Source organism: Paraglaciecola sp. MB-3u-78 (genome assembly GCF_002835935.1).
Taxonomy (GTDB): Bacteria; Pseudomonadota; Gammaproteobacteria; order Enterobacterales; family Alteromonadaceae; genus Paraglaciecola.
Genome location: NZ_PJCF01000013.1, coordinates 14652 through 31628 on the forward strand (window position 1 = coordinate 14652; position 16977 = coordinate 31628).

Genomic DNA, 16977 nt, shown 5'->3' on the forward strand with positions numbered 1-16977 from the left:
CCATCAAATTTTTTATTTATTCGATCCTTCAAATAGTCCTGATTGAATTTAGTTAACTGTCGTGTAAACTCAATAATGTGGCGAGTAAAATGACAATAATGTTAATCGGACAGGAGTAAGGATTTATGGCGAAACAAGCGTCTCGTTATATCAGCAATTTAACACGCGATACCTATGCACTAATATTAGCCGGTGGTAGAGGTTCAAGACTTTATGAACTGACAAATTGGCGAGCAAAACCGGCATTATATTTTGGCGGTAAGTTTCGTATTATCGATTTTCCTTTATCCAATTGTATTAATTCAGGGATCCGCAATGTTGGCGTGGTTACCCAGTACAAATCTCACTCGCTGATTCGGCATTTAGTCAGAGGCTGGGGACATTTTAAGAAAGAACTAGGCGAGTCGGTTGAGATCCTTCCTGCATCACAGCGCTTTTCTGATAACTGGTATGAAGGTACCGCAGATGCTGTTTTTCAAAATATCGATATCATCCGCGACGAACTGCCGAAATATGTATTAGTGTTATCTGGGGATCATATATACCGAATGGACTACGGTAATTTAATTGCGCAACATGCCGAATCGGGAGCTAAAATGACAGTTAGCTGTATGCCCGTTCCATTGGAAGAGGCCGCGGGGCAGTTTGGTGTTATGTCGGTAGATGAAAATTTCAAAATTATTGGGTTTGAAGAAAAACCTGAGAACCCTACCCCTTTGCCTAACGATCCCACCAAATGTCTAGCCTCCATGGGCAATTATGTATTTGATACCGATTATTTATTCGAGAAATTAAAAACAGATTCCGAAACATCAGGATCTGAACGAGACTTCGGGAAAGATATTATCCCTTCGATAATCGAAGAAGGTGCGATTTATGCATTCCAATTCAAAAGTGATGATGATACCGAGGCCTATTGGCGCGATGTAGGTACCTTAGATTCATTTTGGCAAGCCAATATGGAATTAGTCGCCCCGGTTCCTGCACTGAACTTATATGATAAAAAATGGCCGATTTGGACCTATCAAGAACAATTGCCTCCCGCCAAGTTTGTATGGGAAGAAGATAATCGCAGAGGTACTGCGATTAACTCAGTGGTTTCAGGTGGCTGTATTATTTCTGGCGCCACTTTACGCCGTAGTATATGTTTTTCTAGTGTCAGGGTGCACTCATACAGTGAAGTAGAAGATTCTGTCTTATTGCCAGATGTCGAAGTACAACGGAATTGCCGAATACGTAAAGCCATTATTGACCGCGGTTGTGTGATCCCCGAGGGTACTATTATTGGTCATAGTCGCGAGAATGATTTAGCCAGAGGTTTCCGAGTCACAGAAAAGGGCGTGGTGTTAGTCACCCGAGAAATGTTTGGACTAAAAATCGGATACTAAGTTTAAAACATTAACCATCGACATAGACATTACAGAGCCGCTTTAACAGCGGCTTTTTATTGTAAGCTACTAGCCTTTTCCCATAAACGAATTCTATCAGTAATAATTTTTGCTACTTGCTGTGGTTTTTCCAACGGAAACATATGCCCCCCGTCTTCAAAAACAAGGTGTTCAATATTGCTTTTTTTAACAAAAGTCGCCAAAAATGATGGAATACACACATCACTATGACTTCCAGTTACAAGTAAGCTTGGTACAGATAGGCGCGGGTAATACTGATTGATATTGTGGGGCACATTTCGATAAATACTCGCTTCAATCTGCGCGTCGAAGTTAAGTTGTAACTTACCCTCCCGTTCGTCAATAGCAGCGGCTACGTAATCTTGAATGCATTCCAATTGGAAGTGTTTGAATAAAGCCTTAGATTTAAAATAAGCCACCAAGTCAGTGCCTAAAGGCCAACTCTGGCAACGCACTTTGGCTTTACCCGCAGGTGAAAACCTATCAATTAAGGGTGAATATTTTAATAATTTAAATGCAATTCTAGCGAGCCCAGAAGCGATAGGAGGATCGAGCATTATCACTCCTTTGATCAAATCAGGTCTTTCGCAAGCAGCCATAAAGGACACCACCGCTCCCATTGAATGACCCACAACATAAACAGGTTTAGCTACCTTATGAGTTAAATAATCAATTAGCTCTGCAACTTGATTGCCTAGATTGGCATTGACGGGAAAGCGCACTGAATGTGCAAATTTGGTTAATGCATGTAACTCAAAGTTATCAGGTAGTTGATTGAAAATTTGCTGGTAGCTGGGTGCTGGAAATCCATTAGCATGGGCAAAGTGCAAGTCAATTTTTGATGATTTTTTCATTTTACTCGCACCATTATCCTGCAGTTTTCACCTGCACTTCTATTATCAGTCATCTGTGATCTATCCATTGCGAATTTCAGCGGCTTTCCAATCACCAGGTATATGTTTAGCAGTCCAAAAGAAAGCAATAATCGACATAATGTAAGGCACCGCAAGCCAAGATAATGATAATCTTAAGGCTTCAACTTCACCATGTTGTTCTGTGTAAAAGTTACTCAATATACCAATAAAAGTTGGCCCGCCACCTAAGGCTATAATATTCAATACAAAGAAAAATAACGCCGTAGACATCGCTCTTACTTTTACCGGTGCTAACGTTTGAGCAAGTGCGAAAGAAGGCCCTAAATAGAAGCCACTGGTAAAGAGTAAAATAGTGACTAAAGCGATGGACAGTTCAAGAGATTCCACTTGCAACGAAAGATAATAAGCAGGAGCCCCCACTACTAGCGCTAATGCTGGCACCAATCCATAAGCCCTTCTGTTAGTTTTACCCCATTTATCAACCAATGCACCACCTAGCCAAACACCACCAGCGTAAGCAGTACCATTGATGACGCCCAATATAATAAGGAATTGAGTGATATCCAAACCTGCATGGGCGCGCACATAAAAGTCAATCATCCAAGTAGATATAGCGTAATTGCCAAAAGAGCCAAAGGAAATAGCAAAACACATTCCCCACCAAGACTTAATAGACAACAAGGCCTTAATAGATTGCCATGATTTACCTTGTGCCGAGGCTGTTTGCATATTACCGCTGCGAGCAGGTTCTTTAACCGTTAACTTAAGTAATATGGCCAATCCTACTCCAGGTAAACCAACCGCTATCAAGACTATACGCCAGTCCGCTTCACCACCTCTGAGAAAAAAAGCGGACGCAAAAAACGCCAGCATAATACCAAAAGGAATACCTAAAGAATAAATAGCTAGAGCCCCAGCACGTTTTTCCTTAGGAAATAAATCTGAAATAATCGAATGAGATGGTGGACTGCCCCCAGCCTCACCGATACCTACACCTATTCGAGCAAAAGCAAGTTGTGTGAAATTACTGGCTAAACCTGATGCAGCAGTAAAGCCACTCCAAAGAGTGAGTGAAATGGTGACTATATTGACCCGACTGTATCTGTCAGCGAGCCAAGCGATAGGAATGCCCAATACTGTGTATAACAACGCGAAGTATATGCCTTTGAGCCAGCCTAACTGCGCATCATCTAACCCCAAATCAGCCTTGATAAAGGGCGATAAGATTCCGATTATTTGACGGTCAATAAAATTAAAGGCGTAAATTAAAGTTAAAATGAATAACACATAATTCCGATAACCATTCGATATCGCGGTTGGAACGTCTACGGATTCACTGCTCACTGTGTCGTCACTTGCCATCTATAAATCCTTGGAAATACATTTTTATTATCGGCTTATGTTACGGCTGCAAACCTAGTAGTTACAAGTTAAATTGTTATCTTTTTCTAAGTATAACAGTTAGTTATGCTCAACCATAAAGATATGAAATCATCTAACCACATCCAAGTCTTATGATAAATGATTGCAGATAAGATCGGTTATTGACTAATAATCGATTTAACGGAGTCAAAGTATTTATGCATATTGATACATTGCTAAATTCAGTCAAACAACAAGCAAAATCAAATATTAATGACATCACCCTGTCAGTCCCTAGCAGTTGGGAGCAAGGTCGTACTCTTTATGGTGGCATGTCTGCCTCTTTAGTTTATCAGGCAATGCGTGACGTCGTTGACTCTGAAAAGGTGATGCGTTCCCTAAGCACCAACTTTATAGGGCCTATAGAAGCAGATACCGAGTTTAGCATCATTGTTGAGGTTCTCAGGGAGGGAAAGAATGTGACTCAAGTTGTCGGCAGAATAGTGCAAGACAACAAAGTTGCGTTGATGAGTCAGGCGAGCTTTGGTATTGCGAGGCAGTCTATAGTCAACATATCTGATCCACTACAACACAACATGGATTACCCACAAGCACCGAATTTCATACTCCAGATCCCCAAGGTGACGCCCAAGTTTTTAGGGTATTTTGATTTAGCACAATCTAAAGGCGGATTGCCATTTACGGGTAAAAAGGACAGTGACGTTCACGGATGGATGCGTTTTAAAAAGCCGCCAAATGACTCTTCTGACGCTCATTTAATAGCTTTAATTGATATTTGGCCGCCAACCATTTTACAAATGTTAAACTCTCCAGCCATGGCCAGTACATTGAGCTGGAATTTAGAGTTTATCCATCCTCATCAGAAAATGTCAGGTGGTGATTGGTTTGCTTATCAAGCACATACTAGACAAGCAGCTGATGGATATGCCCACACTGAAGCCAATATCTTGGATAAACATGGTTCCTTAGTGGCAATTAGTAGGCAGGTAGTGGCAGTATTTGCTTAATCGCAATGGGTAAAAGTGACAAGAGTGTTATGTGATAACGCCTTAGAAAATAGTGAATGTTGATGGACTAAATAATGCCAATACACTCATTAACTTCAAATTACTAAAATCGAGTGCATTGTTAACACACTCTTCATCAATCCCTATGCTTTGGTACATATTCTCTGTTATGCCAGAATGTATTGAATACAATTCACTGTGAACGTTATTAAGCGCTAATAAGTAAGCGAGTTGGATAATTTTTTCAGCTTTGTTCTGAGCAGTGTATTCACTAGCATGTGTTCTTGAGACTAGTTTCGAAATATCTTGGGGTATACCCCAAAGTTTTAACAATTCAAATGAGATATCTGAGTATGAAAAACCCAAATACTTTTTTTGCATTAACAAAGGCGTATTTTCACTTGAGATAGATGCGCATTTATGAGCATCTTCTGGATTTAATTGCACCAAAACCAGTTCACCAAGATTGTGTAACAAACCACACACAAATAACTTTTCAGGCTCTTTCAGCCCGACTTCTTCTGCTAAAAATTTACATAACAAAGCGCAACTTACACTTAGCTCCCAAAACTTTTCTAAATCGACTACATCGGGATCAATATCCTTAAAGGCATTCGCAACACCATAAGATAAAACAAGATCATAAATTGAACCCGTACCAATCACCTGAATAGCCTTGGTAACTGTAGTAATAGTATTTGGGAATTGATACAAGGCACTATTAGAAATTTTCAATACTTGTGACATGACAGCCGGATCATAATTAATCACATCTGCAATATCACGCATAGAAGTAGCATCATCATCAATTAATTGTTTAATCTTTAAGACCGCTTCAGGTAACACAAAAACATCACCTGCGTTTACTGCATAGTCTTGTGCATTCATAAAACTAATTCACTTAAGAGTCTGTGTTACTGATTGTAAGCTATGATTGATTTTACTTCATGCTGAATGACATAAAATTACAAAGAATAAAGTTGCAACAACTAATGATCTGCAACAGGATTGTTTATGAACCGTGCTCCTCAAGGTTCATGTCTTGCTATATAAGATTAGACTTAACGCATGATGTCAAAAATATAATCGGACGCTTTAAGAACGCAGTTCAGCTCGATTAAATGGCTTACCACAGCAGGCAATACCAAGTGTATATTATCGGCAAGGTATGATTGACTCGGGTGAAGGTTTCTAGTGATTTGGAATATATTTAACCTGAATCAATTAAAGACATGGGTGGGGTGAAGCCAGAGTCTTTAACTGCACAATAACACTTGGTTGAACATATGACCTGCATGGATGCAGAAAGGAAGAACAAGACAGGAGCAGTAATCGAGAAGTCAAATATGGATGAATGACATCACAGATGAGTATTTGTGAGATTAAGAATGACTTGAAATGTGCTTAACTTTACTAAAAAGAAGATAGTGAGATTATAAAGATAATGGTGGGTCGTGCTGGATTCGAACCAGCGACCAATTGATTAAAAGTCAACTGCTCTACCAGCTGAGCTAACGACCCATCGATTAAACTTTACTAAGTACTCACATTGCATGAAGTGATAGAAAAATGGTGGGTCGTGCTGGATTCGAACCAGCGACCAATTGATTAAAAGTCAACTGCTCTACCAGCTGAGCTAACGACCCATCTTTCATTTTTCTTTCCGCCTCAAGCGAAGGCGGCATATAATACTCAATTGAAACTCCAGTGCAACCCAAATGGCATTATTATTTCAATAATTCAAACCGTTTGCTGAAAAACCGAACAATAGTCTATTTAACGAACCATGACGACTGAAAAAAATCACATGAAAACCACATAAATAGCCCATATATATCTCAATTGTATTTTAGGAACACAATCAAAACGATACAGGCATATTAATTAATTACAGTCCTTTGAGTCGCTTTTCAGCTAATTTAGCTGAAGACGAGTCGGGAAATTCAGCAACAACTTGTTCCCAAAGTTGTTTAGCGCGGGCTGCATTAGAACGTTCCATCTCAGTTATTCCCAACTTCAACGTTGCATCCGCTCTTTTAGTCGAATCTGGATAATTAACAATTAACGACTGAAATTGTTCACCGGCACCAGCCCAATCTTGTTTGTTAAACAATAACTGCCCTAACCAATAATGTGCATTAGGGACATAACTAGAATTCGGGAAGTTTTGTAAAAACCTTTGAAACTCAGGTATTGCTTGTTCATATAACCTATCTTTGAGGATCAAATTCACCGCTTTATCATAAGCGTCATTCTCATTCGCTGATAAAGGGGCTTCTACAGTTGAAGCTGTGTTGTTGACAACTGCCGTAGGCATTGTTTGAGGTTGAGTCTTGACCGCTTCGATACGTTTATCTATTTCTAGATAGAGCTCTCTTTGACGTTCCAGAATTTTCTCTAACTGATAGTTTTGCACTTCCATTGCACCACGAAGTTCATTTACCTCGTTTTGCATCACATCCAGCTGAACTTGCTGACGATGTTGGGCTTCTGTACGTGCTGAAAACTTTCTTTCCAGCTCGGTAATACGTTGATCGCTATTACCACTGGTTACATCTGTCACAGGCGCAGGAGCCGCAATCACTGCGGCTACATATAGCCCTAGCAAACTTATCGCTAAGGTGCGTTTCATCATATTAGGCTTCTATTATTGGTAAACCAAAACACCGCGGCGGTTTTCAGCAAAAGCCGCTTCAGATGAACTAGTGTTAACAGGCTTTTCTTCGCCGTAGGACACAACAGACATTTGTGATGCACTCACACCTGCGTTCAATAAATAAGTTTGCACTGATTTAGCACGAGACTCACCTAATGCAATATTATATTCGGGCGTGCCACGGCTATCACAGTGACCTTCAATCACAATTGACTGTCCACTGTTTTTTGTTAAAAATGCAGCGTGTTGATCTAAAACGTTATAAAAATTAGAGCTAATGCTGGCACGGTCAAAATCAAAGTAAACCAACTGATTGTTTTCTAGCGCCATTAATTCTTGCTTCATTTCTTCTGCAGGAGTCATTACAGGTTTAACTGTGCCGGTTTCAACCATTGAATCACGTGCTTCTTGCGCTTTACGATCCGCCTCTGCTTGCTCTTGGGCAATTCGTGATTCTTCTGAAGCCACTTTTGCTGCAGTATCGTCTGTTGATGAACAAGCCATCATAGTTACAACTGGAAGAGCGATAACTAACCCTTTAAAAATTTTATTTAGTTGCATTCTTTTTTCCTGTTTTTATTGAATTTAAGTAAAAATGTAAAATTAACGCAAAAATGGTGACCATGTAGGCGCTTTCACCTGGCCATCGGCCGCTGGCAAAAGCGCTTTAAATCTGCCATCCAAAGACACTAAAGACAATACTTGCTTGCCTTGATGTAATGTACTGTAAATAATCATACTACCGTTAGGGGCAATACTGGGTGATTCATCTAAATAGGTTTCAGTTAATACCTGTAGATTGCCGTTTGTCAAATCTTGCCGTGATATATGGTAATTACCACGAGTACGATTGACCATCACCATTTGTTTGCCATCTGGGGTAATAGTTCCCCCTAAGTTCATTTCGCCTTCAAAAGTCAAGCGACGAATCTTACCAGATGCTAAATTTACGCGATATATCTGAGGTTTACCACCCCGTTCTGAACTAAATATTAAGCTCTGACCATCTGGAGTCCAGCTTGGTTCAGTATCAATTGCTCTATTTTTAGTTACTCTGCGTAGTTGCCTACTGGCAATATTCATCAGATAGAGTTCAGGGTTACCATCTTTTGATAGCACCAAAGCTAACGTCTTGCCATCAGGCGAGAACTTGGGTGAACCATTAATCCCTGGGAAACTGGTCATTTGTGTTCTATTCATGGTGTAGATATCTTGGATAAATATTTGCGGACGTTTATTCTCAAAGCTGACGTAAGCTAATTTAGTACCATCAGGAGACCAAGAAGGTGACATTAATGGCTCAGGTGAACGCAGTAAAGTGGTTTCATTGGCGCCATCATAATCTGCAACAACTAACTGAAAGGGTAATTCATGCACGTCTCTGTCCCGGACGATGACATAAGCAATACGGGTCAGAAAAGCACCTCGTTCACCCGTTAATTTTTCGTAGACCACATCACTAATGCGATGTGAGTGCCGTCTAAAATCATTGCCTGAAATAGTCATTTTACTGACGGCTAACACATGATCATTGCTAGCAATCAGTTTGCCTCCACTTAGCACTTGCGACTGACCACCAGTAATTTGACCACGTAATACATCGATTAACTCATATGACACCGTGTATCTATCAATGCCAGATAGTTCAACTTTGCCGACCAACACTGCTTCAATACCTTTAGATGCCCATGCACTGTAGTCTACGTCTTTGTCTGAATAGGGATATTGCGGCATATCGTTAGCATCAATAGGATTAAATTTACCACTGCGGCGTAAGTCAGCAGCAATCACATTAGTGAGTTTTTCTGGCATAACACCTTCACCCACCCATTGGAATGGCACCACACCTATTGGTCTGGAAGTATCGATACCCTCAGTTATAACAATTTCTAATGCTGCAAAGCTGCGAAAACTGATTGATAAAATAAAAAATGAAAGCAATACCTGCTTAGTTATGGACAGTGTTTTAAACATTATAATTCTGGCTCAACGGTTAAATTAATTTCACGTAATTTTTGGTAAACATCGGCTTCTTTTGACACAGGCAATGTATCTGATTTAAATACAGCAGCTTTGGCAGCTCGGCATAAAATGGTATTTCCACCCAATTCTGTTACTTGAGTCACTAAGCCATTTGAAGCTAAACGAATATTCAAACGACAAGACTTACCTTTCATCGCATCATCAACAATCAAATTGCGCTGAATAGTTTGTTTGATGAGCGCTTGGTATTTTTGCACCTCGGTCAAAACTTGTTTATTTCTTTTTTGTTGACGAACAGCTTGTTCTGCCTGAAGCTGATCTTCAAGTATTTTTTCTTGTTCAGCTTTATCCTTCTCATCTTGACGCTTGCGTTCAGCTTCTTTCAGGGCCTTTTCTTCTTTCTCGCGTTTTGCCTTAGCTTGTTTAGCTTGCTCTTCGGCTTTTTCCTTTTCTAATTCTTTACGCTTGCGATCATCTTCTAGCTGCTTAGCTTTAGCCTTTTCTTGCTTTTGCTTTTCTCTTGCAGCTACGGCCGCTTGTTCAGCTTTTTGCTTATCTACTTGCTGTTTCTTAGTCTGCTCTTTTAATTTTGATACTTCGGTCTCTTGTTCTTTGCGCCTCTTTTCTGCATCTGTAGCACGACGTTCAAGCTCTTTCACTCGATTTTCTTCTTTTACACGTTTAGCTGTTTGTTCATCCTTTACCTTCTGAACTTGTTTCTGCAACATATTTTCATCAATCACTGTTGCTTCAATAATAGGCTCTAAATTAAAGGCTTCAGGTGTCACTTTGGACTTAGAAAAATGCCCGTTTATCAACAACCCAGCAATCACAGCTAAATGCAAAAATAAAGAAATAGAAAGTGCGATACGCAGCTTAGACATTTTATTTATTAACCCTCGGGTGGCGTAGTCATTAAGCCAACGGAAGGCGCACCAGCCCGTTGCAACAACACCATCAACTGCACCACTTCACTATAAGCAACAGCTCCATCACCTTTAACCACTACAGGTGTGTTTGGTTCAATTCGTAGATGCGCAGCCACTAAGGTTGCCAAATCTACCGCTGACATAGGCTCTTGTTGACTATCACCCACATTCAAAAAATATTGGCCTTGGGCATCAACAGATGCAACCAAAGGAGGTTTTGACTCTTCATCCAAAGGCTGGGCTTGTGCTTTAGGTAAATCCACTTTCACACCTTGAGTAACAAGCGGCGCGGTTACCATAAAAATAATCAGCAACACTAACATTACGTCAATATAGGGAACCACGTTAATTTCTGAAACTGGGCGTCTGCGCTTTCTTACATACATAATGAATCAGCCTAAACAGTCGTTTGGGCTGAGTGAGAAGTATTCTCACCTGATGATAATGCCTGTCGATGTAAAATACTGGAGAATTCCTCCATAAAATTGCCGTAGCTATTTTCAAGTTTTTCTACTTGATGGCTAAATCGGTTGTAGGCGATAACAGCTGGAATAGCAGCAAACAACCCCATTGCAGTGGCAATCAATGCTTCAGCGATACCTGGCGCAACCATGGATAAGGTGGCTTGTTGTTGACCACCTAGAGCGATAAACGAATTCATTATCCCCCACACAGTCCCAAACAAACCAATATAAGGACTAATTGAACCCGTGGTAGCCAAAAAGGGGAGTCGACTTTCTAAACGGTCTATTTCACGGGATAAAGAAACTCGCATAGCCCTTGAAGCACCTTCCATGACTGCTTCGGCTGGAGTAGAAACGTTCTTACGAGATCGAACAAATTCTTTAAAACCGGCACAAAACATACTGGCCATGCCTTCCAGTGATTGACGAGCAGCTAATTCTTTGTAAAATTGATTAAGGTCGACACCAGACCAAAATTTATCTTCAAACTTTTTCATCTCAGAACGGGCAAAATTGAGTGCGCGGCTGCGTTCAAAAATAAATGCCCATGAGGCAACGGATGCCCCAAGCAACAACAACATGACCAGTTGAACAAGAAAACTGGCCTCTAAAATAAGATCGATGAAAGATATCTCAGATGACACGTGAAAATTCCCCTAAAATTTTGACAGGAATAGCTTGTGGTTTCATATTGGATAAATTGACACAAGCGACTCTAATTAAAGCACTGACCAAACGTTGTTCGTTTGGACTTATTATTATTTGTTTGAATAGTAAACTAGCACGCTTCAATTCTACTATTTCAGACTGAATACACAACAATTCATTGAAACGAGCAGGCGCGTGATTGTCCATTTCAACCCGTTTGACGACAAAACCCACGGAACGTTCCAAAAGAATGTCTTGCTCTGTGCCCATTTGCCTTAACCACTCGGTTCTGGCGCGCTCAAAGAACTTCAGATAGTTAGCGTAATAAACTATGCCTCCGGCGTCTGTGTCCTCGTAATACACTCGCACATTATGACTATGTTTGCTCATGGTAAAAACACTTTTATTTGTCTAAGAAAAATTGAAAATACATTTAAGCAACAAAAAAATAACAAGCAACAGAAATATTAATAGAACAAAAAACACACCATACAAATATCCGATATAATTCATAATGTTATAAGTAAACAAATAACAAATGATTCATTTGAGTTGAATGCAGAATTAAAATGCATTAGTTTTTGTAATCCAAAGATTAATTTAATTCAATTGTGTATTTGATTAATCTGACTAGAATACGCCTTGTTTCCTGAACTGCACATTGTTTATCTTTTTGAAGTTAAATGATGGGGTAAATAGTTTATTTGACATGTTCCCTGGATTTATTTCCTTTAACACTAGTTGTTTGGCCCATATCTAATATGTGGGCTTTTTTTTGTCTTAAAGTTTTAGGTCAAGCCCTAAAAATAACTACTCAGGTGAGTAATCTTTACCAAAGTGCAAAAAAGCACGTTGTGAGGCAATTCGTCCTCTTGGAGTTCGCTGCAAAAAGCCTTGCTGGATCAAAAACGGCTCAATCACATCTTCTATCGTTTCTCTTTCTTCGCCTATAGCCGCGGCTAGATTATCCAGCCCCACAGGGCCACCCATAAATGTTTCAATAATGGCTAACAGTAACTTACGATCCATATAATCAAGGCCTTCTTTATCGACGTCCAAGATATCCAAGGCTTGACTAGCTACCTCTAAGGTAATATTTCCGTCTGCTCGGACTTCGGCAAAATCTCTTACTCGGCGTAATAGTCTATTGCTAATCCGAGGGGTGCCTCTCGATCTTCTAGCAATTTCAAGTGCCCCTTCTTCTTGCAAGATTAAATTTAAGTAACTGGCCGAGCGTTTTACAATTTGGGTGAGGTCTTTAATGTTATAAAATTCAAGACGCTGCACTATGCCAAAACGGTCTCGAAGAGGCGACGTGAGTGAGCCTGCTCTAGTTGTAGCGCCTATTAAAGTAAAAGGGGGTAATTCTAATTTGATTGACCGCGCCGCTGGACCTTCACCAATCATGATATCCAACTGGTAGTCTTCCATTGCGGGATACAAAATTTCTTCAACTACAGGGCTAAGACGATGAATTTCATCAATAAATAACACATCATTTTCTTCGAGGTTTGTCAAAAGCGCGGCCAAATCACCCGCTTTTTCAAGTACAGGACCAGAGGTGGTCTTAATGTTTACCCCCATTTCATTCGCAACAATATAGGCTAATGTAGTTTTACCTAAACCAGGAGGACCAAAAATAAGTAAGTGATCTAAAGCATCACTACGTTTTCGCGCTGCCTCAATAAAAATTTCCATTTGCGAACAAACATGATTTTGCCCCGTATAATCTGCCAACATTTTAGGTCTTATGGCGCGGTCAACCACTTCATCTTCATGGTTGGCGGTAGGTTTTATTATGCGGTCTGCTTCAATCATGTGTTATTTAACTAATATTTTAAGTGAAAGAGTGTACTTTTATACAGTAACAAAATTATTGAAAGCCGTCTTTAAAAAGTCGCTTTAATAGACTTGTTGCCTTGAGTGATTTTGTTAGACTTTTTAGACCATGGCTCGTAAGGCTTCTCGAATAAGTGCTTCGCTGCTAAGACCTTCTTTATATACCCCATTAATCACTCTCATTGCCTGTGGAGATTTGTATCCCAAAGCAATCAACGCACTTAACGCTTCCTCTTTCGCATCGGTGCGTTGCACAAAGGTGTTCTCAACAGGTAAATCAGGTGTGAGATGTACTGTTTGTGCATAGCCCTGATCTTTGGCTAACTTGCTTAACCTATCGCGCATTTCAATGACTAAGCGTTCAGCCGTTTTTTTGCCGACTCCAGGTAGTTTAGTTAAACCGGTCACATCTTCCAAACTGACACATTGCATAAATTGTTGCGCATTCATACCAGACAAGATAGTGAGCGCTAACTTTGGCCCGACTCCGCTTGCTTTAATTAGTTCACGAAAGACAGCCCGTTCTTGTTTATTGGCAAAACCAAATAACAGTTGTGCATCTTCACGCACCACAAAATGAATACATATATTGGCTTCTTGACCAATTTCGGGTAATTGATAAAAACTGGTCATAGGCACTTGTACTTCATACCCCACGCCCCCCGCTTCTATCAGAATTTCCGGTGGCTGCTTTTCAATTAATATGCCACGAATATTACCAATCATGTTGTTTCCTTGTGTTTTTAACTAACGGCTAGTTTTAACGAGTTATTTAAATCGACTTACCATAACCGACCTATCTCAGGCGAGTTATCGCAACCGCCTTATCTCAAGCGAGTTATCGCAACCGCCCACGCACCGTTTTTGTGGCTTGGCCGGACATTTGTATTAAGCTTTGTTGGGTATGATTGTGACACAGAGCAACAGCGAGAGCATCAGCGGCATCGGCTTGGGGTTTTGAGGCCAGCCCTAATAAGTACGTCACCATGTGCTGAACTTGAGATTTGTCCGCATTACCGTTACCCACAACTGATTGTTTGATTTGCCGCGCTGAATATTCAGCAACGGGTAAATCAAAAGTCGTTGCAGCCACTATCGCGGCGCCTCTGGCTTGACCAAGCTTTAGTGCTGAATCAGGGTTTTTCGCCATAAAGACTTGTTCAATCGCAAACTGGGTAGGTTGGAATTGGTGAATAATTTCTCTCACACCATCGAAGATTTGTTTTAACCTTGGAGCAAGCTCATCGCCTTGCAAGCGAATACAGCCACTTCCGATATATTCGGATTTCTGACCGACTTTTTTAATGACACCATAACCTGTAATACGAGAGCCGGGATCAATACCCAAAATAATCGCCATTAGTCCATGACTCGAACTGTCGCAGTTAACCAATTAAGGTAACGATTGAGTTTATATATTGGCATCTGGCACATATAAAGAGATTGCCTCACGATTAGTGTCTGACCACACTTTTTGCATAGCGGTTGGTTTGTCTAACCATAAATAGGCAGAGTGTTCTGTTAACACTATGCCCTGATCATTGGCGACTTCAACCGCAAATACATGTTCGGTGTTGTAGGCTGTACCCGGTGGATAGCGGTGTTTCCACCTATCACGGATTTCATAGGTATTGATTTTATGGCAATCCATTAGCTGGTAAGCAGATTGTGTGATATCAATGCTGGTTTCTTCCAACACCTCACGCCGAGCCGTGTCGATTGGCTTTTCACCTTGCTCTAAGGTGCCTGTCACTGATTGCCAAAATTCGGGATCGTCATTGCGCTGCATCACCAACACCTGCCCAGCACGGTTATATACAACCGTGAGGGCAGATTGAGGAATACGATATACTGGTTCCACTGTATTAATCGATTAATCAGCTTTCTTTTCTACCACAGTTTGAATCGACAGCTCTTTGAGTTGCTCTGGGTTGGCTGCACCAGGTGCATTTGTCAAAGGACAAGCCGCGGTGTTGGTTTTAGGAAAGGCCATCACATCACGAATAGAAGTAGCCCCCGTCATTAACATCACCAAGCGGTCTAAACCAAAAGCTAAACCAGCATGGGGCGGCGCACCAAACTTAAGGGCTTCAAGCAAGAAACCAAACTTCATTTCGGCTTCTTCATCACTAATTCCTAACAATGAAAACACTTTGGCTTGCATATCTTGTTGGTGAATACGTACCGAACCGCCCCCTAACTCACAACCATTTAAGACCATATCGTAAGCATTTGACAAGGCACCTGCAGGGTTAGCCGCTAGCTCATCGGGGGTCATATCTCTGGGTGCTGTAAACGGATGATGCAATGCATGGAACTGGCCATCAAATTCTTCAAACATAGGAAAGTCGACTACCCAAAGCGGTTTCCACTTGCCTTCTAATAAATCTAAATCTTCGCCTAATTTTAGTCTGAGGGCTCCTAATGCTTCGGTCACCACTGTGTTGCTGTCAGCACCGAACAACAGAATGTCGCCATTTTGCGCGCCACTGCGTTCTAAAATACCTTTGGCCACGTCTTCAGTTAAAAACTTAAGGATAGGTGATTGCAATCCTTCCATTCCAGCATCAATGTCGTTGACTTTCATCCATGCCAAACCTTTAGCACCGTATATGCCGACAAATTTACCGTAGTCGTCAATCTGCTTGCGAGATAACTTAGCACCGCCCGGCACTCGGATAACGGCAACACGTCCTTTAGCGTCGTTGGCGGGGCCAGAGAACACTTTAAATTCAACGTCTTTCAGTAAATCAGCTATATCAGTCAATTCTAATGGGTTACGTAAATCAGGTTTGTCGCTACCAAAACGGCGCATGGCATCGGCGTAGGTCATGCTTGGGAACTCGCCCAAATCCACCGATAACATTTTTTGGAATAAATTACGTATTAAACCTTCCGTAATCGCCATCACACCACCAGCATCTAAGAAGGTAGTTTCAATATCAATCTGAGTGAATTCAGGTTGGCGATCTGCTCGTAAATCTTCGTCACGGAAACATTTTACGATTTGATAATATTTGTCCATACCCGACATCATCAATAATTGTTTAAACAATTGTGGTGATTGTGGCAAAGCAAAAAACTGGCCTTTATGGGTGCGGCTTGGCACCAAATAATCACGGGCACCTTCTGGTGTCGCTTTGGTCAGAATAGGTGTTTCGATATCCAAAAAACCATCGTTTTCAAGATAATTGCGCACAGTGCTGGTCACTTTGGCCCGGAATTTTAAACGATCGCTCATCAATGGACGACGTAGGTCTAAATAACGATATTTAAGTCGCTGTTCTTCGGAATTCTCTTGATTCCAATCTAGGGGTAGTGGCGCAGCTTTGTTTAGAATAGTCAAAGATGTACCGAGCATTTCGATTTCGCCAGTAGACATATCTTTATTGACTTGGCCTGGTGGTCTGGCGCGCACCTCACCACTTAACTGCACACAAAATTCGTTACGTAGGCTATTTGCAGTATCAAAGGTTTCGACTAAATCAGGGTCAAACACCACCTGCACCACACCTTCTCGATCCCGTAGGTCGAGAAAAATAACCCCACCTAAATCGCGACTACGATTAACCCAGCCACACAAAGTGACGGTTTGTCCGATATAAGATGAATTGATGTTGCCACAATAGTCCGTGCGCATGAAAACCGCCTTTAAAACGTAAACTTTGATGAAAAATTAAGGCCGCAGAGTATATACCGGATCAGCAGTCTCCTAAATTAAATTCTCGGTTTTCGTAAGAAAATGTTGCTTCTATAGACTAATGAAAATGAATTCTGCATATTT

The 16977-nt window shown here is 40.9% G+C and carries 17 protein-coding genes and 2 tRNA genes; 2 read left to right on the forward strand and 17 right to left on the reverse strand.

Annotated elements, in window-relative coordinates:
• Positions 1 to 125: 125 nt before the first annotated feature.
• Positions 126 to 1388, forward strand: coding sequence for a glucose-1-phosphate adenylyltransferase (glgC, locus tag CXF95_RS23940; RefSeq protein WP_101201031.1), 1263 nt, complete (start codon positions 126 to 128; stop codon positions 1386 to 1388).
• 56 nt (positions 1389 to 1444) lie between these two features.
• On the opposite strand, the gene CXF95_RS23945 is transcribed toward glgC, so the two are convergent.
• Positions 1445 to 2263: an alpha/beta fold hydrolase gene (locus CXF95_RS23945; protein ID WP_101201032.1), complete on the reverse strand. Its 819-nt coding sequence runs from the start codon at positions 2261 to 2263 to the stop codon at positions 1445 to 1447.
• Positions 2264 to 2323: 60 nt separating this feature from the next.
• Positions 2324 to 3646 (reverse strand): MFS transporter, encoded by a 1323-nt coding sequence (locus CXF95_RS23950; protein WP_101201033.1) that lies wholly within the window; start codon positions 3644 to 3646, stop codon positions 2324 to 2326.
• Between the two features lie 218 nt (positions 3647 to 3864).
• Here CXF95_RS23950 and CXF95_RS23955 point away from each other — a divergent pair, with 218 nt between their 5' ends.
• Positions 3865 to 4674: an acyl-CoA thioesterase II gene (locus CXF95_RS23955; protein WP_101201034.1), complete on the forward strand. Its 810-nt coding sequence runs from the start codon at positions 3865 to 3867 to the stop codon at positions 4672 to 4674.
• Between the two features lie 42 nt (positions 4675 to 4716).
• Here CXF95_RS23955 and CXF95_RS23960 read toward each other — a convergent pair whose 3' ends face one another.
• From CXF95_RS23960 to aspS, 15 genes are all read right to left on the reverse strand, one after another.
• Complete coding sequence (locus CXF95_RS23960) at positions 4717 to 5562, reverse strand: HDOD domain-containing protein (protein WP_101201035.1); 846 nt, start codon at positions 5560 to 5562, stop codon at positions 4717 to 4719.
• 557 nt (positions 5563 to 6119) lie between these two features.
• A tRNA-Lys gene (locus CXF95_RS23965) sits at positions 6120 to 6195 on the reverse strand.
• Between the two features lie 49 nt (positions 6196 to 6244).
• Positions 6245 to 6320: transfer RNA gene (locus CXF95_RS23970), tRNA-Lys, on the reverse strand.
• 242 nt (positions 6321 to 6562) lie between these two features.
• Positions 6563 to 7309, reverse strand: a complete 747-nt coding sequence (ybgF, locus tag CXF95_RS23975) for a tol-pal system protein YbgF (RefSeq protein ID WP_101201036.1) — start codon at positions 7307 to 7309, stop codon at positions 6563 to 6565.
• Between the two features lie 12 nt (positions 7310 to 7321).
• Positions 7322 to 7891: a peptidoglycan-associated lipoprotein Pal gene (gene pal, locus CXF95_RS23980; protein WP_101201037.1), complete on the reverse strand. Its 570-nt coding sequence runs from the start codon at positions 7889 to 7891 to the stop codon at positions 7322 to 7324.
• Positions 7892 to 7933: 42 nt separating this feature from the next.
• Positions 7934 to 9304, reverse strand: a complete 1371-nt coding sequence (gene tolB / locus CXF95_RS23985; protein WP_101201038.1) for a Tol-Pal system beta propeller repeat protein TolB — start codon at positions 9302 to 9304, stop codon at positions 7934 to 7936.
• Positions 9304 to 10197, reverse strand: coding sequence for a cell envelope integrity protein TolA (gene tolA, locus CXF95_RS23990; RefSeq protein ID WP_101201039.1), 894 nt, complete (start codon positions 10195 to 10197; stop codon positions 9304 to 9306). Before tolA ends, tolB begins: the two co-directional genes overlap by 1 nt.
• An 8-nt stretch (positions 10198 to 10205) precedes the next feature.
• Complete coding sequence (gene tolR / locus CXF95_RS23995; protein WP_101201040.1) at positions 10206 to 10628, reverse strand: protein TolR; 423 nt, start codon at positions 10626 to 10628, stop codon at positions 10206 to 10208.
• A gap of 11 nt (positions 10629 to 10639) precedes the next feature.
• Entirely contained in the window at positions 10640 to 11350 is a 711-nt protein-coding gene (tolQ, locus tag CXF95_RS24000; protein ID WP_101201041.1) for a protein TolQ, read from the reverse strand.
• Positions 11340 to 11744 (reverse strand): tol-pal system-associated acyl-CoA thioesterase, encoded by a 405-nt coding sequence (ybgC, locus tag CXF95_RS24005; RefSeq protein WP_101201042.1) that lies wholly within the window; start codon positions 11742 to 11744, stop codon positions 11340 to 11342. The genes tolQ and ybgC overlap by 11 nt, the downstream gene beginning before the upstream one ends.
• Before the next feature lie 420 nt (positions 11745 to 12164).
• On the reverse strand, positions 12165 to 13172 hold the full coding sequence (gene ruvB / locus CXF95_RS24010; RefSeq protein WP_101201043.1) for a Holliday junction branch migration DNA helicase RuvB: 1008 nt from the start codon (positions 13170 to 13172) through the stop codon (positions 12165 to 12167).
• A gap of 123 nt (positions 13173 to 13295) precedes the next feature.
• Positions 13296 to 13919: a Holliday junction branch migration protein RuvA gene (gene ruvA, locus CXF95_RS24015; protein WP_101201044.1), complete on the reverse strand. Its 624-nt coding sequence runs from the start codon at positions 13917 to 13919 to the stop codon at positions 13296 to 13298.
• A gap of 112 nt (positions 13920 to 14031) precedes the next feature.
• Positions 14032 to 14553: a crossover junction endodeoxyribonuclease RuvC gene (gene ruvC / locus CXF95_RS24020; protein ID WP_101201045.1), complete on the reverse strand. Its 522-nt coding sequence runs from the start codon at positions 14551 to 14553 to the stop codon at positions 14032 to 14034.
• Positions 14554 to 14604: 51 nt separating this feature from the next.
• A complete protein-coding gene (nudB, locus tag CXF95_RS24025; RefSeq protein WP_101201046.1) occupies positions 14605 to 15054 on the reverse strand; it encodes a dihydroneopterin triphosphate diphosphatase in 450 nt (149 codons plus the stop codon).
• A 12-nt stretch (positions 15055 to 15066) separates the two neighbouring features.
• Positions 15067 to 16833 (reverse strand): aspartate--tRNA ligase, encoded by a 1767-nt coding sequence (gene aspS, locus CXF95_RS24030; RefSeq protein WP_101201047.1) that lies wholly within the window; start codon positions 16831 to 16833, stop codon positions 15067 to 15069.
• Positions 16834 to 16977: the final 144 nt, after the last annotated feature.